This is a genomic window from Streptomyces bambusae, from assembly GCF_019400985.1.
Lineage (GTDB): Bacteria > Actinomycetota > Actinomycetes > Streptomycetales > Streptomycetaceae > Streptomyces > Streptomyces bambusae_A.
Genome location: NZ_WTFF01000054.1, coordinates 1 through 18,027, shown reverse-complemented (window position 1 = coordinate 18,027; position 18,027 = coordinate 1). Strand labels below are relative to the sequence as shown.

14 protein-coding genes and 1 pseudogene are annotated in these 18,027 nt (G+C 71.3%); 3 read left to right on the top strand and 12 right to left on the bottom strand.

Features of this window, described 5'->3' with window-relative positions:
- Window positions 1–1,663 precede the first annotated feature (1,663 nt).
- On the bottom strand, window positions 1,664–2,317 hold the full coding sequence (locus tag GPJ59_RS10715) for a ScbR family autoregulator-binding transcription factor (protein ID WP_219666397.1): 654 nt from the start codon (window positions 2,315–2,317) through the stop codon (window positions 1,664–1,666).
- A 681-nt stretch (window positions 2,318–2,998) separates the two neighbouring features.
- Between GPJ59_RS10715 and GPJ59_RS10710 the strand changes: the two genes are divergently transcribed.
- From GPJ59_RS10710 to GPJ59_RS10700, 3 genes are all read left to right on the top strand, one after another.
- Window positions 2,999–4,027 carry a ScbA/BarX family gamma-butyrolactone biosynthesis protein gene (locus GPJ59_RS10710; protein WP_219666395.1) on the top strand — a complete coding sequence of 343 codons (1,029 nt, stop codon included), beginning with the start codon at window positions 2,999–3,001 and terminating at the stop codon, window positions 4,025–4,027.
- Window positions 4,028–4,228: 201 nt separating this feature from the next.
- Window positions 4,229–4,852 (top strand): L,D-transpeptidase family protein, encoded by a 624-nt coding sequence (locus tag GPJ59_RS10705; RefSeq protein WP_219666416.1) that lies wholly within the window; start codon window positions 4,229–4,231, stop codon window positions 4,850–4,852.
- Between the two features lie 58 nt (window positions 4,853–4,910).
- Window positions 4,911–5,894 carry a sigma-70 family RNA polymerase sigma factor gene (locus tag GPJ59_RS10700; protein WP_219666393.1) on the top strand — a complete coding sequence of 328 codons (984 nt, stop codon included), beginning with the start codon at window positions 4,911–4,913 and terminating at the stop codon, window positions 5,892–5,894.
- Between the two features lie 60 nt (window positions 5,895–5,954).
- On the opposite strand, the gene GPJ59_RS10695 is transcribed toward GPJ59_RS10700, so the two are convergent.
- The 11 genes and pseudogenes from GPJ59_RS10695 to GPJ59_RS38880 form a co-directional block, all read right to left on the bottom strand.
- Window positions 5,955–6,245 carry an STAS domain-containing protein gene (locus GPJ59_RS10695; protein WP_308120234.1) on the bottom strand — a complete coding sequence of 97 codons (291 nt, stop codon included), beginning with the start codon at window positions 6,243–6,245 and terminating at the stop codon, window positions 5,955–5,957.
- Between the two features lie 171 nt (window positions 6,246–6,416).
- A complete protein-coding gene (locus GPJ59_RS10690; RefSeq protein ID WP_219666383.1) occupies window positions 6,417–7,694 on the bottom strand; it encodes a thymidine phosphorylase in 1,278 nt (425 codons plus the stop codon).
- Between the two features lie 131 nt (window positions 7,695–7,825).
- Window positions 7,826–8,239, bottom strand: coding sequence for a cytidine deaminase (locus tag GPJ59_RS10685; protein ID WP_219666415.1), 414 nt, complete (start codon window positions 8,237–8,239; stop codon window positions 7,826–7,828).
- Between the two features lie 5 nt (window positions 8,240–8,244).
- A complete protein-coding gene (locus GPJ59_RS10680) occupies window positions 8,245–9,510 on the bottom strand; it encodes an ABC transporter permease (RefSeq protein ID WP_219666376.1) in 1,266 nt (421 codons plus the stop codon).
- Window positions 9,507–10,619 (bottom strand): ABC transporter permease, encoded by a 1,113-nt coding sequence (locus GPJ59_RS10675; protein ID WP_219666373.1) that lies wholly within the window; start codon window positions 10,617–10,619, stop codon window positions 9,507–9,509. Before GPJ59_RS10675 ends, GPJ59_RS10680 begins: the two co-directional genes overlap by 4 nt.
- Window positions 10,616–12,310, bottom strand: coding sequence for an ABC transporter ATP-binding protein (locus GPJ59_RS10670; protein ID WP_219666371.1), 1,695 nt, complete (start codon window positions 12,308–12,310; stop codon window positions 10,616–10,618). The genes GPJ59_RS10675 and GPJ59_RS10670 overlap by 4 nt, the downstream gene beginning before the upstream one ends.
- 193 nt (window positions 12,311–12,503) lie before the next feature.
- A complete protein-coding gene (locus tag GPJ59_RS10665) occupies window positions 12,504–13,553 on the bottom strand; it encodes a BMP family lipoprotein (protein ID WP_219666369.1) in 1,050 nt (349 codons plus the stop codon).
- Window positions 13,554–13,813: 260 nt separating this feature from the next.
- Window positions 13,814–15,058 (bottom strand): amidohydrolase, encoded by a 1,245-nt coding sequence (locus GPJ59_RS10660; protein ID WP_219666413.1) that lies wholly within the window; start codon window positions 15,056–15,058, stop codon window positions 13,814–13,816.
- 137 nt (window positions 15,059–15,195) lie between these two features.
- Window positions 15,196–16,374: a hypothetical protein gene (locus tag GPJ59_RS10655; protein WP_219666367.1), complete on the bottom strand. Its 1,179-nt coding sequence runs from the start codon at window positions 16,372–16,374 to the stop codon at window positions 15,196–15,198.
- Window positions 16,375–16,659: 285 nt separating this feature from the next.
- Window positions 16,660–17,571, bottom strand: a complete 912-nt coding sequence (locus GPJ59_RS10650; RefSeq protein ID WP_219666365.1) for an N-acetylneuraminate synthase family protein — start codon at window positions 17,569–17,571, stop codon at window positions 16,660–16,662.
- 109 nt (window positions 17,572–17,680) lie between these two features.
- Window positions 17,681–18,027 (bottom strand): annotated as a pseudogene (locus GPJ59_RS38880) (hypothetical protein); the annotation flags it as partial.

Genomic DNA, 18,027 nt, shown 5'->3' with positions numbered 1-18,027 from the left:
AGGCGGGCTGGCTGACGCACGCACGTGACAACAAGCACCCAACTGCCGCGACACACCCGCGAACACGGCACCGGCGGGCCCGAGCTGGGCCCCCGTACACCGCCGGGGCCCACACCAACGACAGTCCCCGAGTCGCCGACCCACACGGCGCCCAAGCAGACCAGCAACACGCCCACCCGGCGCGGGCCCGGCGGTTACGAACGCACAAGCTGAGACGCGCAGAGACCCGTAGAGCGGCGAAGCCCGGAACACGCGGCAGGCGGGTCGGCTGACGCACGAACGCGGCGGCCGTCACCCAACTGCGGCGCACCCGCGGGCGAGCCCGCACAGCGCCGAGGGTGCGGGTGGGCCCGTACACGCCCCGGCAGCCCGCACCAACCGCAGCCCGCAAGCGGAGCCCCGTGCCGCGGTGAGATCCGGGCGACGCCCATGCCCGGACGGCGCCCCGTTCCCGAGCTGAGCCCCGTAGGCCGCGGGCCCCGCTGGCGGGCCGAGCTCATCCACGCTGGGGCTCCGAGGTCCGGGACGGTCACCGGCGAACCGGCCTCCCGGACGCGCAAGGCTCGGCGGCAAGTCGGCCAAGGCACGCCGAGGCCCGTACACGAACGCTACGACGGCGGTCAGCCGAGCCACGGCGCGTACGCGACCACTTCGGCCGCGGCCAGTCGGGCCCGCCCGGAAGCCGGACGCCACCGCTGCGACAGCGATCAGCCGAACAGCGGCGCGCCCGCAACCGCTTCGGCAGCGGCCAGGCCGATGCCCGCCCGGAACCCGGACGCAAAAGTGGCCAGCCGGTGCCCGGCGCCCGTACACGAAAGGTTCCGGCCCGGAGGGCAGATCCGCCCGGCGGGCGGTTCATGGCCGGAAATCGCCCCCATGCGAGGCCCGTCGGGCAACCTCGGAGCCCTGACACCCCGACATTTCGCCCAGCCGGCCCGCCCGTCGGAGCCGCACGGAGCCGCCGAGCTCGGCGCGCCGACGCGTGGTCACGGACCGGCTCCGGCCCATAACGGTGACGAGCCGCCGACCGACCCCCAGGCCGGCCCTCGACAGACCCCCGACAGACCCCCGACAGACCTCCGGCGGGCCTCAGCAAGCCCTCGGCCTGCCGGTCGGGGCCCGGAGGAAAGGGGGGCTCCCCGCCCGAAGGGCGCGATTCCGCACGGCAGGGCTTCGGTCCGGGCGTCATCGCTGAGCCCCGGATACCTGTGCCTCCCCCTGCCATCCCTCCCTCGGTGCCTGCTCGTCAGTCTGTGTCTGGGTGGGGCGGTGGTCGGTGTCAGGAGTGGAGCGCAGCGACATCGCGCAAGCGACGCCCGAAGGGCGCTCTTGACGCCGGCCGCCGACCCGCACGGACGATGGACTGGCGGGCAGACACCGACACCCCTCCGACCAGGCCCGACAGGAAACGAACTCCCCCAGGCCGGCCCTCGGCGAAGCCCCGACAGACCTCCGGCAGGCCCTCAGCAAACCCTCGGGGAGCCCCCGAACCGACCCCTGTCTTGGACGGGGTTTGCCGGCCCCGGGGGAACGGCGAGAGGTGGCCCCACCTCTCGAACGGGCAGCCGACATGCCACCCCAGCCCCTGACAACCGCCCGCCCCGCCGACCTCCCAGCCGACCCAGCCGACCCAGCCGGCCCCGCCGGCCCCGCGGCCCCCCGCTCAGCCCCGCTTCGCCGCCGCCCCCTTGCGCCGCTTGCCGGCGCCCCCGCTGCCGCCCAGGTCGAGCCCCGCGATCACCTCGGGTGAGGCGATGGACGGCAGCAGGTAGCGCCAGAGCGTGGCGATGCGCTCTATGAGGTTCTCCCGGCCGGTGGTGATGTTCGACATCAGCTGCGTACCGGTGTACGCGCCGACCAGGATCTCGGCGAACTCCGCCGTGTCGACCCCCGGCAGCAGCTCCCCGCGCCGCTGCGCCGCCTCCAGCTGCTCCCGGAACAGCTCCGTCCACAGCTGGTACGGCGCGGCGTCGCGCATCCCGAAGTCGCCCTGCTCGACGGCCAGGCGGACGCCGGCGCGGAACAGCACGTTGGTGCGCATCTGGTGGGCGACCTCGAGGTTTATGTCCAGCAGCCGCTGGAGACCGTCCTCGCCGTCGGGGAACGTCAGGTCGGCCGCCTGCTCGTTCATGACCGTCTGCGCGATCTCCTCCTTGGACGCGAAGTGGAAGTACATCGCACCCATGGTCGTCTCCGCCCGGCGCACGATCTTGTTCATGCTCGCCCCGGAGAAGCCGCTCTCGTCGAACACCTCGGCGGCGGCCCGGATGATCTTCTCTCGGGTTCGGATGGCTCGGGCTTGCCTTGGCTGCGACACGATCACTCCAACTGACCACTTGATGGCTGTCTGACGGGTCCCCCATCGCAAAAAAGCGAACGCCCTCTATGTTATGCGAAGGGGCCGCCCAGGACCTCACGACGATCAACGCATCCTGTGGCGGTCAGATCAAGCCACTCTCGGGTTTCAATCGCTTCCCACTCGACAAACAAAACGAGCACTCTCTACTTTTAGCCAGGAGCGCAAGCCGCAGGGGGAACTTCGGTTCCACCCCTCACCCCCGTCGGCGCCTCGTACGCACCATGCCCGTGCCATGCCCGTGCCGCAACATGCCCGTGCCGCGCCTGAGCCACAACCGCGCCCAGCCTGTCACTTGCCATGCCTGTCACGCCCGCCATGCCCGTCATGCCTGCCGTGCCCGAGCCACCTGCGCCCGCCACGCCTGACCCGCGCCACCCGCGCCCCACCTGAGCACGACGCGCCACCCACGCGTCACCCGAGCACCACGCGCCACCCGCGTACGCCTGCTTCACCCCAGCTGCCTCACCCCAGCCCACACACATGGGTCGCCAGCCCACACACATGGGTCGCCAGCCCACACACATGGGTCGCCAGCCCGCACACCCGCGCCACGCCGCACACCCGTGTCACGCCGCACACGCGTCTCACGCCTCACGCCCGTGCCGCCGCCCGACAGCACATCCTTCAGGGGGATTCCAGATGGAGTTCGAGTTCGCCCAGTACGAGTCCGGCACCGCCTCCCGGCCCGCATTGCCCGCGTTCGGCGGGCCGGCCGAGCCGCCCGCCACCGTCACCACCACCGTCCCCCGCGAGTACGTGCACAAGGCAGCCCTCGCCGAGGTGCTGCTGACCGGCTGGCACCGCACGGACGACGACGCGTTCACCGTCACCGCCCAGTGGCCCCGCTCGCACAGCTTCTACCGCTCCCGCCACGGCGTCCACGACCCGATGCTGTTCGCCGAAACGGTTCGGCAGATCTTCCCCCTCCTCTCCCACGCCGCGTACACCGTCCCGTTCGGCCACCACCTCATCTGGGAGCACTTCAGCTACCGAACCGACCCCGGCACCGAGGGCATGCGCGCCGGACTGCTCCCCGCCGAGGTCACCCTCTACGTCGACTGCCACGACGTGGTCCAGCGGCGCGGCGTCCTCTCCGCCCTCTCCCTGCACGTGGAGGCCCGCCGCGACGGGGTCCGCCTCGGCAGCGCCGAGACCCGCTTCACCAGCCACGCCCCCGCCATCTACCGCCGCCTGCGCGGCGCGTACGCCGACAAGGAGGCGGCCCTGGCGGCGGCCGTCCCGGTCCCCCTCCCCATCCCCGCGCACCGGGTCGGCCACAAGCTCCGCGAGAACGTCGTCCTCGCCGCCACCCGCTCCGCCCGCCGCTGGCAGCTGCGCGTGGACCCGTACCACCCCGTCCTCTTCGACCACCCGGTGGACCACGTGCCCGGCGCCCTCCTCCTGGAGGCCGCCCGCCAGGCGGCCCACGTCGTCTCCGGCCCCCTCCCCACCGTCGCCACGTCCATGGACACCCGCTTCACCCGCTTCGCCGAGCTGGACGCCCCCTGCTGGATCGACGCGGAGCCCGAGCCGGGCGGCACCGGCCGGGTGCACGTGGTGATCCACCAGAACGGCCAGGAGCTCTTCACCGCGACCGTCGGCACCTCGCGCCTGACGACCGACGAGCCGGCCGTCGCCGCGGCCCGCCCCGTCTACGCCCACTCCTGAGGGTGCGTCATCCACCATCGGTACGACCGCTCCTACGCACGCGCCCCGAGGGGTGGGTCAGGGGTCTTCCCCGACCCACCCCGGCGGCCGTACAACTACTCCCACAGAAACACTGAGTCGGGAGGGGCCGGCGCCGTGAGGGGAACACGCAAACTGGCAGGCGCGATAGCGGCGGCAGCCCTGGCGCTCCCGCTCACGGTGATGTCCGCCGCCCCCGCCCAGGCCGCGGGGTGCAACCTGAGCACGGGCCCGTACCAGCGCCAGGTCGAGGCCTTCTTGAACCTCTGGGTCAACGGCGTCCAGTCCGCCTCGGACTGCCGGGCCATCCAGGCGTTCCAGGCCCAGCACGGCATCACCCCGACCATGGGCTACGCCGGCCCCCTCACCTGGCAGACGATGAGCACGATGCTCGCCCAGCGCGCCGCGGGCAACACCCCGAACCGCGACGGCGCGTGCCCCACCAACGTCGGCCGCATCGCGTGCGTGGACCTGACCCGCCAGCTGAGCTGGATCCAGGACGGCGCGACCCTCCGCTACGGCCCGGTCCCGGTGCGCACCGGCAAGGACGGCACGGAGACCCGTACCGGCCACAACAAGATCTACTACCGCAACATCAAGCACTGGTCGACGATCTACAACGTCTGGATGCCGTACTCCCAGTTCTTCGACGGCGGCATAGCCTTCCACTCGGTCGACAAGAGCATGTGGAACCCGCCGGGCTCGGGCGGCTGCGTGAACATGACCCCGACGGACGCCAAGGCGTACTGGAACCTCCTGCGCAACGGCGACGACGTCTACGTCTACGGCCGCAAGCCGGGCACGTGAACGATCGGGTACCCGGTCCGGGCTGCCACTGTCGGTGGGCCGGAGTACGTTCACGGGTATGACGAACGGCGCGACGACCACGACTCCGGATCTGGACGAAGCCCTGAGCACCTACAGGGTGGAACTGACCGGCTACTGCTACCGCATGCTCGGCTCGTCCTTCGACGCGGAGGACGCGGTCCAGGACACGTACGTCCGCGCGTGGCGCTCGTACGCGAAGTTCGAGGGCCGCTCGTCCCTGCGCTCCTGGCTGTACCGCATCGCCACGAACGTCTGCCTGGACGCCTTGTCCGCGGGCAACAAGCGGGCCCGCCCGATGGACCTCACCTCAGTGGGCTCACAGCCGACCGCGGTCCTGAACACCCGCCCGGAGATCACCTGGCTGGAGCCGGTCCCGGACGCCCGCGTCCTCCCTCCCTCCCCGGCCGACCCGGCGGAGGCCACCCTGGCCAAGGAGGGCATCCGCCTGGCCTTCGTAGCAGCACTCCAGCACCTCCCGCCGAAGCAGCGGGCGGTCCTGATCCTCCGCGAGGTCCTGGCCTGGAAGGCGGACGAGGTGGCGACCCTCCTGGACACCACGGTCGCCTCGGTGAACAGCGCCCTGCAGCGCGCCCGGGCCACCCTCTCGGCCAACCCCCCGCGCGACACGGACCCCCTGGACCCCCTGAACGCCGAACAGGCCGACCTCCTGTCCCGCTACATGGCGGCCTTCGAGAGCTACGACATCATCTCCCTCACGTCCCTCCTGCACGAGGACGCAACGCTCTCGATGCCGCCGTTCGACCTCTGGCTCCAGGGCAAGCCGGACATCGCGGCCTGGCACCTGGTCCAGGGCATCGGCTGCAAGAACTCCCGCCTGATCCCCACCACGGCCAACGGCCACCCGGCCTTCGCCCAGTACCGCCCCGACCCCACCGGCGGCCACACCCCCTGGGCCCTCCAGGTCCTGGAACTCCGAGACGGCCGCATCGCCGCCCTCAACGCCTTCCTGGACACCCCCCGCTGGTTCCCCCTCTTCGACCTCCCTGAGCGGCTGCCGTAATACGAGGCGTGTCACGCTCTGCGGCAGGAACTCGGAGGACTGGAAGAGCCGAGCGCCGAGCTAGCCCTCCGGCAGCAGCCCGCTCAGGCCCGTCAAGGTGAGCAGCGCCCGCAGGGCGGGGCCTGCTCCGTGGATGGTGAAGGTTGCGCCTCGGTGGCGGGAGAGCAGGGTCAGGCGGGCCAGGGTGTTCACCGCCGTGAGGTCCGGGGCGGTGACGGCGGTGGCGTCGCACACCACCCTCGGCGGGGGCCCGGACGCGTAGAGGGTTTCGAGGCGCCGGCACAGGACCGGCACCTGGGCCGGGGTAATGGCGGGGCCGGGGAGCGGGAAGGTCACCGTCGATTCGTCCACGGTCTGGTGACCCCGCCCGCGCCCGGGATTCATCGACGCTCGGCGATCACTTCCCGGGCAGGGGGAAGACGGACGTGTCCCAGCGGACAAGGCTCTCCCGGCATGCTGAACGGGACCGGCAGGGGTCCGCCGGTCCCGTTCAGCCGTGCCAGTGAGGCCAGTAAGGCCAGGTCAGGCGATGCGGTCCAGGACGATCGGGTTCGGGGTGAACTCCGTGCCCGCCGGGGCGATGTCGTACGAGCCCTCCAGGGCCTTCAGCGCGTAGTCGAACTTCTCCGGGGTGTCCGTGTGCAGGGTCATCAGGGGCTGGCCCGCCGTGACCGTGTCGCCCGGCTTCGCGTGCAGCTCGATGCCCGCGCCCGCCTGCACCGGGTCCTCCTTGCGCGCGCGGCCCGCGCCCAGGCGCCAGGCGCCGACGCCCACGCCGTACGCGTCGAGGCGGGTCAGGACGCCCGACGAAGGAGAAGTGATCACGTGCTGTTCGCGGGCGACCGGGAGGGTCGCGTCCGGGTCGCCGCCCTGGGCCGCGATCATCCGGCGCCACACGTCCATCGCGGAGCCGTCCGCGAGGGCCTTGGCCGGGTCGGCGTCCTTGATGCCCGCGGCGTCCAGCATCTCCCGGGCCAGCGCGATCGTCAGGTCGACCACGTCCGCCGGGCCGCCGCCCGCCAGGACCTCGACCGACTCGCGGACCTCCAGGGCGTTGCCGGCGGTCAGGCCGAGCGGGGTGGACATGTCGGTCAGCAGGGCGACCGTCTTGACGCCGCTGTCCGTGCCGAGGCCCACCATCGTGCGCGCCAGCTCGCGCGCGTCCTCGATGGTCTTCATGAAGGCGCCGGAGCCGACCTTCACGTCCAGGACCAGGGAGCCGGTGCCCTCGGCGATCTTCTTGGACATGATCGAGGAGGCGATCAGCGGGATGGCCTCGACGGTGCCGGTCACGTCGCGCAGCGCGTAGAGCTTCTTGTCGGCCGGGGCCAGGCCGTCGCCCGCCGCGCAGATGACCGCGCCGGTGGTGTCGAGGACGTGCAGCATCTCCTCGTTGGAGAGCAGCGCGCGCCAGCCGGGGATGGACTCCAGCTTGTCCAGGGTGCCGCCGGTGTGGCCGAGGCCGCGGCCGGACAGCTGCGGTACGGCGGCGCCGCAGGCGGCGACCAGCGGGGCGAGCGGCAGGGTGATCTTGTCGCCGACGCCGCCGGTGGAGTGCTTGTCGGCGGTCGGGCGGGAGAGGGAGGAGAAGTCCATCCGCTCGCCGCTGGCGATCATCGCGGCGGTCCAGCGGGCGATCTCGGCGCGGTTCATGCCGTTGAGCAGGATGGCCATGGCGAGCGCGGACATCTGCTCGTCGGCGACCACGCCGCGGGTGTACGCGTCGATGACCCAGTCGATCTGCTCGGGGCTCAGCTCACCGCGGTCACGCTTGGTGCGGATGACGGAGATGACGTCCATGGGGAACTTCCTTACTTCCTTCTACAGGCTTCCATGAGCTCTACGCGCATAGAGAGGGGTGTCGAGGAGAAGCGGTCGAGCCAAGTGCGACGGCCCTCCGCCCGGCAGGGGGCGAAGGGCCGTCGGCACGGCTATCTCAGATGATCGGGCCCGAAGGCCTGCGGCAGCATCGCCGAGAGCGGCAGGACGCCCTCGGGTGTGTCCACCTGGAGGTCGGGGCCGCCGAACTCGAAGAGCAGCTGCCGGCAGCGTCCGCACGGCACGAGCAGCCCGCCCTTGCCGTCCACACAGGTGAAGTGGGTCAGCCGGCCGCCGCCGGTGTTCTGCAGCTGGGAGACCAGGCCGCACTCGGCGCACAGGCCGAGGCCGTAGCTGGCGTTCTCGACGTTGCAGCCGGTCACCACCCGGCCGTCGTCCACCAGCGCGGCCACCCCGACCGGGAAGCCCGAGTAAGGGGCGTACGCCCGGGACATGGCGTCCCGGGCGGCCTCCCGCAGGGCCTCCCAGCCGATGGCCGGTGCCGGTACCGGAGCCGGAGCGGGCATCGTCGTCACTTGCCCTCGCCCTTGCGGTACGGCATGCCGTCCGCCTTGGGCATCCGCAGCCGCTGCGCCGAGAGCGCGAGCACCAGCAGGGTGGTGACGTACGGGGCGGCGTCGACGAACTGGCTGGGCACCGAGTCGGTCAGCGCGTACCAGACGAAGACGCCCACCGCGACGAACCCGGCGATGGCGGCCTGGAAGTGCTTCTTCTTGTACAGCTGCCAGGCCGCGGCCAGCACCAGCAGGATCGCCAGGAGCAGCAGCATCGCGTGGACGTTCTCGGAGCCGCCGCGCAGCTTGAGGCTGTCGGTGAAGCCGAACAGGCCCGCGCCCAGCGCCATGCCGCCCGGCATCCAGTTACCGAAGATCATCGCGGCGAGGCCGATGTAGCCGCGGCCGCCGGTCTGGCCCTCCTGGTAGATGCCGGTGGACACGATCGCGAGGAACGCGCCGCCCAGGCCCGCCAGGCCGCCGGAGACGACCACGGCGATGTACTTGTACTTGTAGACGTTGACGCCGAGGGACTCGGCGGCGACGGGGTTCTCACCGCAGGAGCGCAGCCGCAGGCCGAAGGCCGTGCGCCACAGCACCCACCAGGTGCCCGGTACGAGGAGCAGCGCGACGACGGTCAGCAGCGAGAGCTCGGTGACCAGGCCGCCGACCACGCCGGCGAGGTCCGAGATCAGGAACCAGCCCTTGGCCTGGAGGTCTTTCAGCCCGTCCGAGAGGCCCGGAATGGTGATCTGCGTGATCGGCTCGATGCGCGGGGACTGCTTGGAGGAGCCGCCGGGCGCCTTGTCGAAGGTGAAGTTCGACAGGTACTGGGTGAAGCCGAGGGCCAGGATGTTGACCGCCACACCGGAGACGATGTGGTTGACGTTGAACGTCACGGTGATGATCGCGTGCAGCAGGCCGCCGAGGGCGCCGCCGATGATGCCGACGAGGACGCCGGTCCACGGACCCCACTGGTAGCCCGCCCAGGCACCGAACCAGGTGCCGAGGATCATCATGCCTTCGAGGCCGATGTTGACCACGCCGGCCCGCTCCGCCCACAGGCCGCCGAGACCGGCGAGGCCGATGGGCACGGCGAGCTGGAGGGCCCCGGAGACCGTGCCGACGGAGGTGATGTCGTCGGCGCCGGAGATGACCCGGACCAGCGAGATCAGGGCCAGGCCGGCCGCGATGATCAGCAGGATCCAGGGCAGGGTGAGCTTGCGGCGGCCGCCGCCCGTCTGGGGCGCGGGCTTCTTCGCGGAAACGGTGCTGGTGCTCACGCCGCGACCTCCTTCTCGGTCTTGATGGCGTGGCCGGCGGCCAGCTCCTCGCCGACCTTCTGCTGCTGGCGGCGGATGCCGTAGCGGCGGACGAGCTCGTAGCTGATGACGACGGCGACCACGATCAGGCCCTTCATGATCGTGCCGATCTCCTTGGCGTAGCCGGCGGTGTCGAGGCCGCTGGACGCCTTGTCGATGAACGCGATCAGGAACGCGGCGAAGAAGATGCCGATCGGGTTGTTGCGGCCGAGCAGCGCGATGGTGATGCCGGTGAAGCCGATGCCCGCCGGGAACGACAGGTTGTAGGTGTGGGACTCGCCCAGCAGCAGCGGCATGCCGACGAGGCCTGCGACGGCGCCCGAGATGAGCATCGACGTCATGATCATCTTCTTGGCGTCCACACCGGAGGCCTGCGCGGCGGACTCGCTGGCGCCGGTGGCGCGCAGGTCGAAGCCGAAGCGGGTGCGGTTGAGGGCGAACCAGTAGCCGATGCCGAGGGCGAAGGCGATGAAGGTGAAGCCGTAGATGTCGCCGCCGGCAGTGGTGACGGCCGGGAACCAGCCGGACTCGGGGATGTCGCCCGTGGTCAGGTCGTTGGAGCCCTCCGGCTGGAAGCCGAGGTTCTTCGGCAGGATCAGCCAGGCGATCACGGCGGTCGCGATGGCGTTGAGCATGATCGTGGAGACGACCTCGCTCACCCCGCGCCGGGCCTTGAGGATGCCCGCGATGCCGGCCCAGAAGGCGCCCACGCCCATCGCGACGAGGACGATCAGCAGGATGTGCAGCGGACCGGGCAGCGTGACCGCCGCGCCGACCACGGCGGAGACCATCGCCGCGAGGCGGTACTGGCCGTCCACGCCGATGTTGAAGAGGTTCATCCGGAAGCCGATGGCCACAGCCAGGGCTGCCAGGTAGTAGAAGCCCGCCGTGTTGACGATGAGGATCTGGATGTCCTCGTAGCCGGCCTGCTCGATCATGACGCGCAGCGGGTCGATCGGGTCCACGCCCGAGGCGGCCAGCACGATCACGGTCAGTACGAAGGCGCTGACCAGGGCGAGCGCCGGGCCGGCGACGGCCAGGAGCACCCTGTCCTTGTCGAATTTCTTCATCGGGCCTCGTCCTCCGTCGCGTCGCCGTCGGCGCCGGCGGAGTCGTTGTCGGTTGCTTCCAGGTGCCCGGAGGCGGCGCCCGTCATGGCCGTGCCGAGCTCCTCCGGAGTGATCGTGGCCGGGTCGGCGTCGGCGACCAGGCGGCCGCGGTAGATGACCCGCAGGGTGTCGGACAGGCCGATCAGCTCGTCCAGGTCGGCGGAGATCAGCAGCACGGCCAGGCCCTCGCGGCGGGCCTCGCGGATGGCGTCCCAGATCTGCGCCTGCGCACCGACGTCCACACCGCGGGTGGGGTGGGCGGCGATCAGGAACTTCGGGTTGTGGCTCATCTCGCGGCCGACGATCAGCTTCTGCTGGTTGCCGCCGGAGAGCGAGGCCGCGGTCACGTCGATGCCGGGCGTGCGGACGTCGTACTCGCGCACGATCCGCTCGGTGTCCTTGCGGGCGGCCTTCGGGTCGAGGATGCCCTTCTTGGAGTTCGGCGCCTCGGTGACGTGGCCGAGGATGCGGTTCTCCCAGAGCGGGGACTCCAGCAGCAGGCCGTGGCGGTGGCGGTCCTCGGGGATGTACCCGATGCCGCCCTCGCGGCGCTTGCGCACCGGGGTCTTGGTGATATCCGTGCCGTCGAGCGTGATGACGCCCGCGTGCGGGGTGCTCATGCCCATGAGCGCCTCGATCAGCTCGGTCTGGCCGTTGCCCTCGACACCGGCGATGCCGAGGACCTCGCCCTTGTGGATCGTGAAGCTGACGTTGTCGAGCAGCAGGCGGCCGACGGGCACGCTCTCGTGCACGTACGTGTCGTCGGTCGCGCCCTCCGGCGGGGCGACCGGCAGCGGCGCGGTCACGCCCGCCGCCTCCGCCATGGTCAGGCCCTTGACCTGGAGCATCGGGGTCGTGGTCACCGTGGACTCGCGGGTCTCCGGCGACGGCAGCTCGGCGCCGACCATCAGCTCCGCGAGCTGCTTGGTCGTGGCCGTCCTCGGGTCGGCGGTGCCGACCGTGGTGCCGCGGCGGATGACGGTGATGTCGTCGGCGACCTTCAGCACCTCGCCCAGCTTGTGCGAGATGAAGATGACGGTCAGGCCTTCGGCCTTCAGCTCGCGCAGGTTGTCGAAGAGTGCGTCCACCTCCTGCGGCACGAGCACGGCGGTCGGCTCGTCGAGGATGAGGGTCTTGGCGCCGCGGTAGAGGACCTTGAGGATCTCCACGCGCTGGCGGTCGGCGACACCGAGGTCCTCGACCAGGGCGTCGGGGCGTACGCCGAGGCCGTACGCGTCCGAGATCTCCATGATCTTCTTACGGGCCTTGGCACCGATGCCGTACAGCTTCTCGCCGCCGAGAACGATGTTCTCCAGGACGGTGAGGTTGTCGGCGAGCATGAAGTGCTGGTGCACCATGCCGATGCCCCGGGCGATGGCCTCGCCGGGGTTGCTGAAGGAGACCTGCTCCCCGTCGATGGCGATGGTGCCCTCGTCCGGCTTCTGCATGCCGTAGAGGATCTTCATCAGGGTCGACTTGCCGGCACCGTTCTCACCGATGAGGGCGTGGACCGTGCCCTTGCGGACGGTGATGGCGATGTCCTTGTTGGCGACGACGCCGGGGAAACGCTTGGTGATGCCGTGCAGTTCAACGGCGGGGGGGCTGGACGCGGTGATGACGCACTCTCCTTGGCGCGAAGGAGCGGGAGGCAAGGGGGACAGGGCGGGGGAGAAGGTATCGCGTCCACGAGACCTCTACGCGCGTAGCACTGTCGAAAATGAAAAGTTGTGGCCGTCCGGTGCCGTTCTACCTGGGCCGGACGGTCGCAGTCGAACGCGGCGCGGGGCCCGGGGGCGGCAGAGCCGCCACCCGGACCCCCGGCCGTTCGACTGTCGGTGACGTCCCTTACGGGGCGGTCTTCACCGTGATCTTCTTGGCGATGATGTCGGCCTTGGCCTTCTCGACGGCCGCGAGGACCTCGGCCATGCTCTTGTACTGCGGGTTGGAGTCCGCGAGGCCGACACCGTTCGCGTCCAGGCCGTAGCGGACCTCACCGGCCTGCGCCTTGCCGTCCTGGACCGACTTGATCAGGTTGTAGACCGCGCCGGAGACGTCCTTGGTGACCGAGGTCAGGATCTTGTCCTTGTACTTGGACAGACCAGCCTGGTTGTACTGGTCGGAGTCGACGCCGATGGCCCACTTGCCCTCGGTGGCGGCGGCCTCGATGGCGCCGGAGCCGGCCAGGCCCGCGGCGGCGTAGATCACGTCAGCGCCCTGCGACAGCTGGCCCTTGGCAGCGGCCTTGCCCAGGTCGGGCTTGGCGAAACCGGAGAAGTCCGGCGGCTGGGTCAGGTAGGTCGACAGCACCTTGGCGTTCGGGTTGGTGTCCTTGACGCCCTGCTCGAAGCCCGCCTGGAACTTCTTGATCAGCGGAACCTCGACACCGCCGATGAAGCCGACCGTGCCGGTCTTGGAGGCCTTGGCGGCGGCGACGCCGGCCAGGTAGGAGCCCTGCTCCTCGTTGAAGACGAGGTTGGCGATGTTCGGGCCGGTCTTCGAGTTGTCGTCGATGAGGCCGAAGGTGGTCTTCGGGAACTTCTTCGCGACCTTCTCGATGGCCGGGGCGTAGGCGAAGCCGACGCCGATGACCGGGTTGTTGCCCTTGCGCGCGAGCTCGGTGAGGCGCTGGACCTTGTCGGCCTCGCTCTCGCCCTCGGTGGGCTCGGCCTCCGCGCCCTTGATCTTCAGGTCCTTCTCGGCCTTCTCCAGACCCGCGTACGCGGCGTCGTTGAAGGACTGGTCGCCGCGGCCGCCGATGTCGTAGGCGATGGCAGCGGACTTCTCCGTCGAGTCCGAGGACCCGGAGTCGGACGACTTGTCGCCACACGCGGTGGCGGAGAGGGCGAGCGCCGCGGACGCGATGCCCACGGTTGCGATCCTGGTGATCCGGCGCAAGGGGAGGCTCCTTCAAAACCTGACCGAAGCGCCACTGACCGGCGCTGGTTTTGCGGCGATCGTAACGCGCGTAGATGTCAGTTAAAGGCCCGTTCATGAGTCGTTATCGGATCGTCGCGAACCGGACAGTGACCGATTGGTAACTGGCCATGCGCCCGACCCTTGTGTATCAAGGGCCGGACGCCTCCGACGGCAGACCCGCCGATGTTGTACAGAACTTCATCCGGAATGACCGATTCCGCCCCCCTGGGGCCCCGGGCCTACCGGACCGGGCGGGCGCGGCGGCCGTCGAGGAGGGCCGCCGCGGTGAAGAACTCCACCCCGACCGTGATCGCGGACTCGTCCACGTCGAAGTCCCCGCGGTGCAGGTCGCGCTTGGTGGTGTCCCCCGGGGTACGGACGCCCAGGCGGGCCATCGCGCCCGGTACGTGCTCCAGGTACCAGGAGAAGTCCTCCCCGCCGAGGCTCTGCTCGGTGTCCTCGACCGACTCCGGGCCGCGCCGCGCGGTCATCGCCTCGCGCAGCAGCTCGGTGACGACGGGGTCGTTCACGACCGGCGGCACCCCGCGGACGTGGTTGATCTCGAACTTGGCCCCGTGCATGGTCGCGATCTCGTCGATCGCCGCGTACACCTGGTCCGGCGCCTCGTGCCAGGCGTTCAGATCCAGGCAGCGCACGGTGCCGGACAGCTCCGCGTGCATCGGGATCACGTTGCAGGCGTGCCCGGCCTCGATCCGGCCCCAGGTGACCGACATCCCCGACCGGGCGTCCATCCGCCGGGCCAGCAGCGCCGGGACGTCCACGGCGACCCGGGCCGCCGCCGTCACCAGGTCGGTGGTCAGGTGCGGGCGGGCGGTGTGGCCGCCCGCGCCGGAGAGGGTGACCTCCAGCCGGTCGCAGGCCGAGGTGATCGGCCCGGGCCGCAGCCCGACCCGGCCGGCGTCCACGCGCGGGTCGCAGTGCACGGCGATGATCTGGCCCACGCCGTCCAGTACGCCGGAGTCGATGGCCTCGGTGGCCCCGCCGGGCAGCACCTCCTCGGCGGGCTGGAAGAGCAGCCGTACGGGCCGGGGCAGCAGCCCCTGCCGGTCCAGCTGGGCCAGCACCAGTCCGGCCCCCAGTACCACGGTGGTGTGCACGTCGTGGCCGCAGGCGTGCGCCCGGTCCGGGAAGGTGGAACGGTAGGCCACATGGGTCTTGGCATCGGGGATCGGCAGGGCGTCGATGTCCGCGCGCAGGGCCAGCATGGGCCGTACCCCGTCCCATACGCCCACGTCACAGATCAGGCCGGTCCCGGACTTCAGCACCCGTGGGCGCAGGCCGGCTTTCTCCAGCCTCGCCTTGATCGCGGCGGTGGTACGGAACTCCTGGTGGCCGAGCTCGGGATGCATGTGCAAGTCCCGGCGGAACGCGATCAGTTCAGAACGCAGGTTCTCCGGGAGCTTGCCGGGCAGCTCGGGCTGAGCGGGCTTTCCGGGCAGGGCGGTCTGGGACTCGCGGGACATCAACTGGTTCACCTGTTGAAGGGTAGGCGCACCACTAGGTCAACTGGCTGGAGATCAGCAAAAGTTCTACCCGTTCGGGGAGAAAAAACCGTCCTCCGGGCGCATGCCCTACCGTCCCCGGGGGTAAACTCCGCCGCTCATCCGGCCGCCCGAGCGGTCGCGGCGGGAAGTCTGCGCACATCACGGGCGGTCTCGGTGACCCCGGCGAGGAAGCTCCGGGCCCGCGGCGAGGCGCTCCCGGTGAGCCAGGCCGGGTCCACGTCGACGACGGCGACCGTCACACCGGTGCCGCAGAGCGCGTACGGCAGAGTGTGGACGACCGTGGACGGAAAGCTGACGACCGTACGCCCCACGGGCCCGCGCCGGGCGATCAGCTCCAGCGGCAGGTCCGGCCGGACGATCTCCAGCCCGGTGGCCTCGCTCAGCGCGCGCAGCTTCTGGGCGGACTCGCGGCGGTGGGCGAAGTAGCGGGTGGCCCCGTGCTCGCGGGCCAGCGCGCGTACGGCGTCCAGGTAGCGGGCGGGCTCCACCACGCCGGTCTCCACCAGCGAGGTGCCGACCAGGTCCGTGCCCCGGGTCAGCCGGGGCGGGCCGAACCGGGACCGGGTCCAGCCGAAGTCGTTGAGCCGCAGCCGCATCCCCGCGAGCGGCTCGACCGGCATCGACGTGAACAGCTCCGCGTGGCGCAGCCGGCGCCGGGCGGTGCCGGAGACCGGCGCGTACGCCAGCTCGCGCACCCGTGCCGCGGCGCCGCCGCCGGTGCGGTGCCAGCGGCGCAGCCGCTCGCCGCGGCCGAGCTGGGCGACGAACTCCATGGTGGCCGTCCCGTCGTCCACCACGACGATCTCCTCGGCCCGGACCGGGACCAGCAGGAGCTGCACGAACCGAGAGAAGGGGTCGCCGACGACGATCCGGTCGGCGCGTCGCACGTCGCCCGCGAGCGCAGCCAGGGCCCTCAGCGGGGCGAGGCTGCTGCCTCGGGCCTCCTGCCACTGGACCTGGTGGCCCTCGTCGCGGGCGAGGGCTGCGACGCGGCGGAGCTGGCCGCGGGACATGGGGTCGGTGGGGGGTAGGACGACGATGCGGACGGGGCTGGGCCTTGGGCGGCCGGCCGCGGTGGCTCGGCCGTCGCCGGCCGCGGCGAGCTGGCGGCGGGGCGGTTGGCCCGGGAGGGCGTCCAGTACGGGGGGTGTGGCCGTTGCCGTGGCCGTCGCCGTGTGGTCGGCGTGGGACCACTCCAGGACGTTCAGGAGCTGGACCGGGCTTTCCACGAAGGCGAGGGTGGTGGGGGTGGAGGTGGAAGCAGGAGGATGCACGGTGTAACTCCTGTTCGGGGGCGAGCGGAGCGGGGCCGCTGCGCGGGGCCTTTTCCCCACCCCGCCCCTTCCCGTAACCGGGGGCTCCGCCCCCGGACCCCCGCGCCTCAAACGCCGGCGGGGCTGGATCAACCAGGGGCGCGGGGAACTGCGCGACCAGCCACGGCGGACCCGCAGGTCCGACACGGCCGGCACGGCCCCGAACAGGGGCGGGGGGTCCGGGGCGGAGCCCCGGTTCGGGAAGGGGCGGGTAGGGGAATCGGCCCCGCGCAGCGGGTGGCCGGGTCAGGCCGTGGCGAGTTCCGCGGGGGCCGGGGCGGCCTGGACGCGGCGGAGCTTCTTCATCGGGCCGAGCTCGGATTCGTACACCCGCTTGACCCCGTCCCCGAGCGCCGTCTCGATCGTGCGGATGTCGCGGACGAGCCGCGCCAGCCCGCCGGGCTCCACGGACGCGGCCTGGTCCGAACCCCACATCGCGCGGTCGAGCGTGATGTGGCGCTCCACGAAGGTCGCGCCGAGCGCCACCGCCGCCAGCGTGGTCTGCAGACCGGTCTCGTGGCCGCTGTAGCCGATCGGCACGTTGGGGTACTCCTCCTGGAGCGTGTTGATCACGCGCAGGTTGAGCTCCTCGGCCTTCGCCGGGTACGTCGAAGTGGCGTGGCAGAGCAGGATGTTGTCGCTGCCGAGCACCTCCACTGCGTGCCGGATCTGGCGCGGGGTGGACATGCCGGTGGAGAGGATCACCGTACGGCCGGTGGCGCGCAACGCGATCAGCAGCTCGTCGTCGGTGAGCGAGGCGGAGGCGACCTTGTGGGCCGGTACGTCGAACTTCTCCAGGAAGGCCACGGACTCGACGTCCCACGGCGAGGCGAACCAGGCGATACCCCGCTCGCGGCAGTGGTCGTCGATGGCGCGGTACTCGTCCTCGCCGAACTCGACCCGGTGGCGGTAGTCGATGTACCGCATCCGGCCCCAGGGGGTGTCGCGCTCGACGTCCCACTGGTCGCGCGGGGTGCAGATCTCGGGGGTGCGCTTCTGGAACTTCACCGCGTCGCAGCCGGCGTCGGCGGCGGCATCGATGAGGGCGACGGCCTTGTCCAGGTCGCCGTTGTGGTTGATGCCGATCTCGCCGACGACGTAGACGGGCCGGCCGGGGCCGGCGATGTGCGGGCCGAGGTTCCGGAGGCGGGCGTTCATGTCGAGTGTCCTTCGGTCGGTACGGGGGGCTGGGGGTGCTTGGGGGGGTGCGGGGGTGGCCGCCTGGGGGGGTGGGGGCCGGTCAGAGCGGGTCAGGGAGAGGGGAGTCGGGGAGAAGGGGGTCGGGGAGAGGGGTGTCGAGCAGGGGGGCCAGGGCTCGGGCGCGGGCCAGGTCGTGCGGGTCGTCGATCTCCAGCACGCGGGCGGGGTCGGTGCGGACGGGCAGGGTCCGGCCGAAGAACCGGTGCCGCGCGGCGCGGAACCCGCCCGCGTCCATGGCGTACGCGGCCCCGGTCTCCAGCAGGTCCTGGGGGCGGTCCTGGCGGCGGGGGCGGACACGGCGGCGCGCACGTTGGCGAGCTGCACGGCGGCGTCGGGCCGCTCCTTGCGGCGGAGCAGGGCGTTGCCGCCCAGTGCGACGACTACACGCATGGTGTTTCTCCGGGGGCGAGGGGA

Coding starts and splice junctions, on each gene's coding strand:
- GPJ59_RS10650 (WP_219666365.1), bottom strand. CDS start 17,571: ATGAACGCCCGCCTCCGGAACCTCGGCCCGCACATCGCCGGCCCCGGC.
- GPJ59_RS10710 (WP_219666395.1), top strand. CDS start 2,999: ATGGAGTTCGAGTTCGCCCAGTACGAGTCCGGCACCGCCTCCCGGCCC.
- GPJ59_RS10690 (WP_219666383.1), bottom strand. CDS start 7,694: ATGGACGTCATCTCCGTCATCCGCACCAAGCGTGACCGCGGTGAGCTG.
- GPJ59_RS10705 (WP_219666416.1), top strand. CDS start 4,229: ATGTCCGCCGCCCCCGCCCAGGCCGCGGGGTGCAACCTGAGCACGGGC.
- GPJ59_RS10700 (WP_219666393.1), top strand. CDS start 4,911: ATGACGAACGGCGCGACGACCACGACTCCGGATCTGGACGAAGCCCTG.
- GPJ59_RS10685 (WP_219666415.1), bottom strand. CDS start 8,239: ATGCCCGCTCCGGCTCCGGTACCGGCACCGGCCATCGGCTGGGAGGCC.
- GPJ59_RS10660 (WP_219666413.1), bottom strand. CDS start 15,058: ATGTCCCGCGAGTCCCAGACCGCCCTGCCCGGAAAGCCCGCTCAGCCC.
- GPJ59_RS10675 (WP_219666373.1), bottom strand. CDS start 10,619: ATGAAGAAATTCGACAAGGACAGGGTGCTCCTGGCCGTCGCCGGCCCG.